The sequence below is a fragment of the Pseudomonas sp. PS01298 genome (genome assembly GCF_029959745.1).
Taxonomy (GTDB): Bacteria; Pseudomonadota; Gammaproteobacteria; order Pseudomonadales; family Pseudomonadaceae; genus Aquipseudomonas; species Aquipseudomonas aylmerensis.
In genome coordinates this window covers 1-7,853 of sequence record NZ_JASCPP010000178.1, presented here as the reverse complement: position 1 = coordinate 7,853, position 7,853 = coordinate 1, and the positions used below count along the sequence as shown (strand labels likewise).

Annotated in this window: 6 protein-coding genes; 3 read left to right on the top strand and 3 right to left on the bottom strand. The window is 63.1% G+C overall.

Features of this window, described 5'->3' with window-relative positions:
• Positions 1-121 precede the first annotated feature (121 nt).
• From QMX97_RS30790 to QMX97_RS30780, 3 genes are read right to left on the bottom strand one after another with little or no spacing between them, the layout of a single operon-like run.
• Positions 122-1,633, bottom strand: a complete 1,512-nt coding sequence (locus QMX97_RS30790) for a sugar ABC transporter ATP-binding protein (protein WP_282398167.1) — start codon at positions 1,631-1,633, stop codon at positions 122-124.
• 15 nt (positions 1,634-1,648) lie between these two features.
• Positions 1,649-2,581, bottom strand: coding sequence for a sugar ABC transporter substrate-binding protein (locus QMX97_RS30785; protein ID WP_065907318.1), 933 nt, complete (start codon positions 2,579-2,581; stop codon positions 1,649-1,651).
• Positions 2,582-2,631: 50 nt separating this feature from the next.
• The gene (locus QMX97_RS30780; protein WP_012724867.1) at positions 2,632-3,639 is read right to left on the bottom strand and encodes an ABC transporter permease; all 1,008 of its coding nucleotides are present in this window, start codon (positions 3,637-3,639) and stop codon (positions 2,632-2,634) included.
• A gap of 360 nt (positions 3,640-3,999) precedes the next feature.
• Here QMX97_RS30780 and QMX97_RS30775 point away from each other — a divergent pair, with 360 nt between their 5' ends.
• From QMX97_RS30775 to QMX97_RS30765, 3 genes are read left to right on the top strand one after another with little or no spacing between them, the layout of a single operon-like run.
• Positions 4,000-4,836 carry a transketolase gene (locus QMX97_RS30775; RefSeq protein WP_282398166.1) on the top strand — a complete coding sequence of 279 codons (837 nt, stop codon included), beginning with the start codon at positions 4,000-4,002 and terminating at the stop codon, positions 4,834-4,836.
• On the top strand, positions 4,826-5,758 hold the full coding sequence (locus QMX97_RS30770) for a transketolase C-terminal domain-containing protein (protein WP_282398165.1): 933 nt from the start codon (positions 4,826-4,828) through the stop codon (positions 5,756-5,758). Before QMX97_RS30775 ends, QMX97_RS30770 begins: the two co-directional genes overlap by 11 nt.
• A 5-nt stretch (positions 5,759-5,763) precedes the next feature.
• Complete coding sequence (locus tag QMX97_RS30765; protein ID WP_282398164.1) at positions 5,764-7,239, top strand: FGGY-family carbohydrate kinase; 1,476 nt, start codon at positions 5,764-5,766, stop codon at positions 7,237-7,239.
• The last annotated feature ends 614 nt before the right edge of the window (positions 7,240-7,853 follow it).

Below are 7,853 nucleotides of genomic sequence, written 5' to 3'. Positions count from 1 at the left end.
CCCTCGATCTGCCACTGCGGTGTGTCTGATTCAACGCAGGGGCCTGAAGGGGGCTGCTGCGCAGCCCAACGCGGGGCAAGCCCGCTCACCACAAAAAGGGTGGCGCATCCATCATTCGTGGTCATGCGGTGGCCATTTCCATCACCGAAACCGGTGTGGCCTCGCCACGTTCCAGAATCCCCATCTGTCGCCCCCGGCTCATTACCATCACCCGATGGGACAGCCCGAGCACTTCATCCAGGTCGGAACTCACCACAATCACAGCCATGCCCTTGGCCGCCAGGTCCGCGATCACTTCATAAATCGCCGCACGTGCACCCACGTCGATGCCGCGCGTGGGTTCGTCGAGGATGAACACCTTGGGATTGCGTGCCAGCCATTTGGCAATGATCACCTTCTGCTGGTTACCCCCGGACAGGCTGGAAATCCGCGACTGCGGTGCCCCTTTAACACCCAGGCGTGCCACCGCCGTGCGCGCGAATTCGCGCAGCGGGGCAGGGAACACCCAACCGCGTTTATCCAGCAGGTCGGTGTTGCCGTAGATCAGGTTGTCTTCGATCCGATGCTCCACCACCACGCCTTGCTGCTTGCGATCTTCGGGCACCAGCACCACGCCGGCCTGGATTGCCTCGAACGGCGAGCGCAGCTGGCGGACTTCACCGTCCAGCACCATATGGCCTTGGATATCCATGGCCGCACCGGCGATGGTGCGCACCAGTTCGGTCCGCCCGGCGCCGACTACCCCGGCAATGCCGAACACCTCGCCGGCGCGCACGCTGAAGTCGATGCCGTGCAAGGCAAATTCGCGGCAGGTCAACTCCTTGACCTGCAGCATCACCCGCGCCTGCGGTGCTTGCAGCGTCGGGAAAATCCGCTCCAGGCTGCGTCCGACCATCTGCTCGACCAACTCACGCACCGGCACCTGGGCCGTGGCGTGCAGGGCGATCTGGCGACCGTCGCGCAGCACCAGCACGCGGTCGGCGATGCGCGCGATTTCTTCCAGGCGATGACTGATATAGATAAACGACACGCCCTCGGCCTTGAGCCGTTCCACCTGCTTGAACAGCAGCTCGGTTTCGTCGCCGCCCAATGCCGCGGTGGGCTCGTCGAGGATCAACAGGCTGGCCTTGAGGGTCAGCGCCTTGGCGATTTCCACCAGTTGCTGGGCCGCCACGCTCAGGCCTTCGACCTTGCGCGACGCCGGCACCTTGAGCCCCAGGCGCTCGAGCTGAATCTGCGCCTGGGCCTCCATGTACTCGCGGTCGACCCGCCCGTGACGCATGGGCAGGCGGCCGACGAAGATGTTTTCGGCGATCGACAGTTGCGGCAGCAGACGGATTTCCTGGTGGATCAGGCCGATCCCCGCACCCAGCGCGGCACCCGGTGATGCCGGCGCATAGGGCGCGCCGAGCCAGGTCATGCTGCCGCCGGCTTCGGGTTGCACCAGGCCGGCGATGATCGACGACAAGGTCGACTTGCCCGCGCCGTTCTCACCGAGCAGGGCCAGTACCTCGCCAGGGCGAATATCCACGTTGACCTGCGACAGCACCTGCACCGGCCCGTAGGCCTTGCTGATATCGCGCAGGCACAGCACCGCGTCAGGTTGAGCGGTGTCCAGAGCGGCTGCTTGCATGACGACCTCCGAGGCTTACGGGTGCTGTTGCAGGAACGGCGCGACGTTGTCTTTGGTGGTCAGCACGGTGGGCAGCAATTGTTCCTTGGGCACGTCTTTGCCGGCCTTCAGGTCAATCGCCGAGGCCACGGCCAGGCGCCCCATTTTCTGCGTCTGCTGGGTCATGGTCGCGTTGAGCACACCACTTTCCACGGCCTTGAGCCCGGCGACGTCGCCGTCAAAACCGACTACCACGACTTTGTGATCGAGGTTGCCGACTTTCACTGCCTGGGCCGCGCCCAATGCCATGGCGTCGGCGCGCCCGAAGAATACGGTGATGTTCGGATCACGCTGGAGCAGGTCCTGGGCCACCGCGAATCCTTTGTCCTGGGCCCATTCGGCGGGTTGCTGGGCGACCACCTTGAGGTCCGGGAAGGCTTTGAGACCTTGCTCAAAGCCTTTGGCGCGGTCGTTTTCCGGCGTGGTACCGAGCTGGCCTTGCAGGATCGCGATGCGCCCCTTGCCGTCGGTGATCTTGCCCACGTACTCGGCCAGGGTCTTGGCGCCGGCCACGCTGTCGCTGGCGATAAACGTATCGCCGGGTGCGTCGGGGGCGTTGCGGTCGACGGCGATCACCGGGATGCCGGCGGCCTTGGCGGCTTTTACCGGCACACCCGCGGCAGTAGCACCGGCCGGAATATAGATCAGCACGTCGATCTGGCGGGTGATCAGGTCTTCAATCTGGCTGACCTGGGTCGAGGAGTTGCCCTGGGCGTCCACGGTGATCACCTTGATCCCCTTGGCCTTGCCCTCGGCTTCCACCGACTGCTTGATCTGGTTGAAGAAGTCGGCCTGCAGGTTGGCCACGGCCAGGCCGATGGTCAGGTCCTTGGCCCAGGTGGTACCGGCGGCGCTGAGGGTCGCGGCAGCCAAGGCAGTGGCGATAAGCAGTTTCTTGGGGCTGAACATGTCGGTGACTCCTGGTTTTATTGTTGGAGGGTGTCAACTGTCGAACAGGTTTAACGGGCAGTGCTGGAGCGGCGTCGCAGGGTGTCGATGGTCACGGCGAGGGCGATGACCACGCCGATCACCACTTGTTGAATGAACGGCGAAACGCCGAGCAGGTTGAGGCCATTGCGCAGCACGCCAATGATCAGCACCCCCACGAGGGTGCCACCGATACTGCCGACGCCACCGCTGAGGCTGGCGCCGCCAATTACCACGGCGGCGATGGCGTCCAGTTCCAGGCTCAGGCCGGCGCTGGGTTGGGACGAGTCGAGGCGGGCTGCCAGGGTCACGGCGGCAATGCCGGCGAGGGCGCCGCTGATGGCGTACACCCACAGCGTGATCGCGCGCACCTTGATGCCCGACAGGCGCGCCACTTCCGGGCTACCACCCATGGCGTACAGGTTGCGGCCGCCGGCACGAAAGCGCAGGAACACCCACGCCACCACCAGCATCACCAGGAACAGCCCGACGGTGGCCGAGAGAAAACCGAAATGCCGCACCGTCGCCAGGCTGGTGAACCAGTCCGGGTAACCGACGATCTGCCGGCCTTCGGTGAGGATATTCGCCAAGCCGCGGGCCACCGACATCATGGTCAGCGTGGCAATGAACGGCGGCAGCTTGGCGTAGGTGATCAAGCCCCCGGAGACCAGCCCGGCCAGCATGCCGCTGGCAATCGAAATCGGGATGGCGAAGCCCAGCGGCACCGCCTGGTCCTGATAGAGCCAGCCGAGCATCATCATCGAGAAGGCCAGCACCGAGCCGACCGACAGGTCGATGCCGCCGATCACGATCACCGCCGTCATGCCGATCGCCAGGATGCCCAGCACCGTGACCTGATCGAGAATGTTCAGACCATTACGCAACGAGAAGAAGAATTCGGAACTGAAGGAGAAGACCAGCACCAACAGCACCAGCCCGATCAACGGGCCGCCGATATTGCTGGGCAGCAGTTTCACCAGCCGTGGGCGGTGGGGCGGCTTGAGTTCGGCCGGGTGCTGGACAATCGCTTTGGCGTCCACAGTGTTCTCCTGATTTATTTTTTTTGGAGTGCTTTCAGGTCGCTTGAATATTTATGCGTGCCTGACTGTTAATTCAGATTCCAGTGCCACCGCGTCAAAGTCAAGCGCTTAATTTTTCATGTGCGCCTCTAAACCGCAGCTTTTATACGCCTCAAAGCCACGGGATAGATAACCCCGCGTGGGATTTCGGCCGTCTGTCCGAGCGGTTTTTGCGCGACTTATTTCATTTTTCAGCGAATCACTCACTTGACCTGCTGGCGGATCGGCGTCTAAATAGAAATATATTGTCACTGCTGAATAAATATTCAAAACAGCTTTCGGCACTTTCACCTCGCGTGGTCAGCCCACAGGAGCCGCTGCATGAATGCCTTCCAGTACGACGCCCACCAGATCAAAGAACAGGCCCGCCTGATCCGGCGCCACGTGATCCGCCTGAATGCCGACTCACCGGCCGGCGGGCACACCGGGGCCGATCTGTCGGAAACCGACATCCTCGCCACGCTGTATTTCCGCATCCTCGATACCGGCCCGGAACGCACCGAAGACCCTGAGCGCGATATCTATATCCAGAGCAAGGGCCATGGCGTCGGCGGTTTGTATTGCTGCCTGGCGCAGGCGGGCTACATTCCGACCGACTGGTTGCCTACTTACCAGCACTTCAATTCGCACTTGCCGGGTCACCCGGTGCGGCAGAAAACCCCCGGTATCGAACTCAACACCGGCGCTCTCGGCCATGGTTTGCCGGTGGCGGTGGGGTTGGCGTTGGCGGCGAAAATGTCCGGCAGCAAAAAGCGTATCTACGTGCTGACCGGCGACGGCGAGCTGGCTGAAGGTTCCAACTGGGAAGCCGCAATGGCGGCGGCCAAGTACGGCCTGGATAACCTGTTTGTGATCGTCGACAAGAACAAGCTGCAGCTGGCGGGGTTGACTGCCGAGATCATGCCGCTGGACCCGCTGGACGTGAAATGGGCCGCCTTCGGCTTTCGTGTCAGTGAGTGCGACGGCAACGACGTCGGCCAGTTGATCGACGCCCTCGAAGACATGCAGACCCACACCGGCGCGCCCCAGGTGCTGATCGCCCACACCATTAAAGGCAAGGGCGTGTCGTTTATCGAAGCCCGTCCCGAATGGCACCACCGCGTGCCCAAGGGTGACGAAATCAATGCGGCACTGGAGGAGTTGAGTCATGGCGAGTGAACATCTGGCGAGCGTCATGGTGCAGGCGTTTATTGAGGCGGTCGATGCCGGGCTGGACGTGGTGCCGGTGGTCAGCGACTCCACCTCCACGGCCAAGATCGGCCCGTTTGCCCAGCGCTTTCCCGAGCGCCTGATCAACGTCGGCATTGCCGAACAGTCGCTGGTCAGCGTCGCGGCGGGCCTGGCGCTGGGTGGCAAGATTGCCGCCACCTGCAACGCGGCGCCGTTTCTGATCTCGCGCGCCAATGAGCAGATCAAGGTCGACGTCTGCTACAACCAGGCCAACGTCAAGATGTTCGGCCTGAATGCCGGCACCAGCTATGGTCCGCTGGCCAGCACCCACCACAGCCTTGACGATATTTCGGTGATGCGTGGCTTTGGCAATGTGCAGATTTTCGCGCCGGCCGATGCGATCGAGTGCCGCCAGATCGTCGATTACGCGCTGCGCTACCACGGCCCGGTGTACATCCGTCTCGATGGCAAAGCCTTGCCGGATGTGCACGGCGCCGATTACCAATTCGTGCCGGGACAGGTGGATATCCTGCGCCAGGGCGCCGATGTGAGCATCGTCGCCCTGGGGTCGGTGGTGCACGAGGCAGTGGATGCCGCGGCGTTGCTGGCGGAGCAGGGGATCCAGGCGCAGGTGATCAATCTGTCGTCGATCCGGCCGCTGCAGCGTGACGTCCTGCTCAGTGCCTTGAGCGGCACCCACGCGGTCATCACCGTGGAAGAACACAACATCAACGGCGGCATCGGCAGCCTGGTTGCCGAAGTGCTGGCCGAGGCCGGGCTGGGTATCGCGCTGATCCGCCTGGGCATCGGTGACGGCGAATACGCCGCCGCCGGCGCTCGCGAACCGACCCGCGCCTTGCATAACATCGACGCGGCTGGGATCGTGGCGGCTGCCACTCGGTTGCGGTGACCCCCATGAATAACCACACTCCGCTGATCCTGGCGATAGACGAAGGCACCAGCAACGCCAAGGCGGTGCTGGTCAACGCGCTCGGGCAGGTGATTGCCCGCGGCTCGCGGCCGTTGAGCGTCAGCCATCCGCAGGCCGGGTTTTCCGAACAGGATCCGCTGTTCATCTGGCACAGCACCCTGGCTGCGATTGAAGAATGCCTGGCCCAGGTGGATCGTCCAATTACCGCCTTGGCCATCAGCAACCAGCGCGAATCGGTGGTGGCCTGGGACAGGCGCACGGGCGAGCCGGTGTCGCCGTGCATCAGTTGGCAATGTCGACGCTCCACCGCGTTTTGCGCCCAGCTGCATGAGCAGGGGCATGAAGCTGTGATCCTGGAAAAAACCGGGCTGGCGCTGGACCCGATGTTCTCCGCCGGAAAGTTTCGCTGGATTCTCGACACCCTTGAAGACGGTCACGCCCGCGCGGCTGCCGGCGAGATTTGCCTGGGCACCGTCGACAGCTGGCTGCTGTGGAAACTCAGCGGCGGCCAGGTGTTCGCCACCGATTATTCGAATGCCGCGCGCACCCAGCTGTTCAACCTGCACACCTGCGCCTGGGACCCAGAGTTGCTGGCGCTGTTCGATATCCCTCTGGCGGCCCTGGCGCCGATCCGCCCGAGCGCGGGTTTCTTCGCCGAGACCGTCGCGCTGGGCGGCTTGCCTGCGGGCATCCCGGTGATGTCGATGATCGGCGATTCCCACGCCGCGCTGTACGGGCAGGGCGGTTTTGCCCCGGGCTTGGTCAAGGCCACCCTCGGCACCGGTTCTTCGTTGATGACGCCCATGAAGGGGCCGATCGCCTCCACGCACGGTCTTTCGACCACGCTGGCCTGGCATGACGGCAGCCAAGTCACCTTTGGCATGGAAGGCAATATCGTGCACACCGGCGCGGCGGTGCAGTGGGCCTCGCGCCTGGTGGCGGGTGAGTCGCTGGATGCGTTGACCGAACAGGCCGCGCAACTGCCGGACAATGGCGGCGTGTACTTTGTGCCGGCGCTGTCCGGGTTGGGCGCCCCGCACTGGAAGGCCGATGCGCGCGGGTTGATCTGCGGGCTGACCGAAGCGACGTCTGGTGCGCATATCCTGCGTGCTTCGCTGGAGTCCATCGGCTATCAGATTCGCGATGTGTTCGAGGCGATGCAGCAGGACATTGGCAGTCCGCTCAAGGAGTTGTGGGTCGACGGCGGCGCCACGCGCAACCGCTGGCTGATGCAGTTCCTGGCCAACCTGCTGCAACGCCCGGTGGTGCGCAGCCTATCGCCGGAAGTCTCGGCGCTGGGCGCGGCGCACCTGGCGGGACGAGCCTTGGGCGTGTGGGCGAGCGATGCAGCGCTGGCGCAATTGGAGCGACAGCGCGAGCGGTTCGAACCGCAGGATGACCCGGCGATGCCAGGTCGTTACGCCGAATGGAAAAAGGCCCTGGCCCGCACACTGCTCTAAGGGTGTATGCAGCTCAAAAATGTGCGAGCGGGCTTGCTCGCGAATGCAGTCTTTCAGTCGAAGATGTATTCACTGAACCACCGTTTTCGCGAGCAAGCCCGCTCCCACAGTTGATTGAGTCACTGCTTGGAGAGGGTATGGAGATCAAAAGTGGGGGAGCTGGCTTGCCAGCGATAGCGGTGGTTCAGCAATGAAGAGGTGGCTGACGGGTCGCCATCGCAGGCAAGCCCGCTCCCACAGTTGATCGAGTCACTGCTTGGAGAGGGTATGGAGATCAAAAATGTGGAAGCTGGCTTGCCAGCGATAGCGGTGGTTCAGCAATGAAGAGGTGGCTGACGGGGCGCCATCGCAGGCAAGCCAGCTCCCACAGTTGATCGAGTGACTGCTTGGAGAGGGTATGGAGATCAAAAGTGTAGGAGCTGCCAGCGATAGCGGTGGGTCAGTAACGAAGAGGTGGCTGACGGGTTGCCATCGCAGGCAAGCCAGCTCCTACAGTTGATCGAGTCACTGCTTGGAAGGGGTATGGAGATCAAATTGTGGGAGCGGGCTTGCTCGCGAATGCAGTCTTTCAGTCGAAGATGTATTCATTGAACCACCGCTTTCGCGAGCAAGCC